Below are 1,062 nucleotides of genomic sequence, written 5' to 3'. Positions count from 1 at the left end.
CTGCTTTTCAGGTTTCTGAACCCGACTTCGATTTCCCATCGTGAATGGTAAAGTTCCGCCACCTCTTTTGCTTTGTAGCGGTCTGCCGGGAGTGATGTCAGCACCGTTTTCTCCACACCGTTCACCTCATAAGTCACCGCCCGGGCGTACCAGAACTCTGGCAGTGCAGGATTCTTTTTCCTCGCCTGCAGTGATACCTTCAGTTTCAGAAGCCTGTCTCCGGGACCGTAACTTTCTTCTGTTTCTGCCGCGATATTCTTCCACGCAGGCAGTAGCCAGTGGCGGTTACAACCCTGCCGGTTCAGCGTCAGCAGCAGGTCTGCGCTGTAAAAGAGCTTGTCAAACAGTGTAACGGAGTTGTCCGGGATGGTGGCGAGCATGGAGTGGGCCAGCACGGTTTCGCTCCGCCGGTAAGGCGCGGTCACGGCATTCAGCAGAATGTGACTTCCCAGATTCATTAATGCCACCAGACGCATAACCGGGTAGGCGCTCTGCCGCTCAGTGGATGTGTTGGCAGAGCCATAATATTCACGCAACTCAGGTTCATCAGGTGTCCTGAACTGTGCGCCATCAATGGCAAAAAGTTGCAGGCCGTGCCAGTCATCCTTCAGGTAACGTTCCGCGCCCCATGTCTGTGCGGTCTGGCGGAAGAGCCATTCCACCGGGGCGGCCCCCACGCGCTGACGCGCCTGGGTGACAGCGCTGCGGGCCAGCAGGTTCATCCCCGCTTCGCCATCCGCGCTCAGGTTCAGACGGCGAACCACATCGGTAATTGGCTCATTGCGGAAGAAGGCCATGGCCACCACCATCCAGATAACCATGTCTCCCGGTAAACGACGGCGGCGCACGGTCGCATGAGCAGAAAGCGTCAGGCAGTGCTGTATCCACTCGACGGGAAGGTGCTCTGCAAACAGTTGTGCAGAGGGCGGTGGCATAAGCGGATGGTCACTGAAATCGAGCAGATCATTGAGAAGTGGCATAAGAAAACGGCTCCCTGTTGTGGAAGCCGTTATAGTGCCGCAGTTTAAGGATCGGTCAACCGATCCTTAACTGATCGGCATT

At 56.5% G+C, this 1,062-nt stretch carries 1 protein-coding gene; it reads right to left on the bottom strand.

What is annotated here, in order from left to right:
- On the bottom strand, positions 1 to 980 hold a 980-nt coding region (locus FEK42_RS22685; protein ID WP_138211989.1), incomplete at its 3' end, for an IS4 family transposase.
- Between the last annotated feature and the right edge of the window lie 82 nt (positions 981 to 1,062).

The sequence above is a fragment of the Escherichia sp. E2748 genome (assembly GCF_005781125.1).
Taxonomy (GTDB): Bacteria; Pseudomonadota; Gammaproteobacteria; order Enterobacterales; family Enterobacteriaceae; genus Escherichia.
The sequence above is the reverse complement of the archived record's forward strand: the minus strand, read 5'-3'. Positions and strand labels throughout refer to the sequence as shown.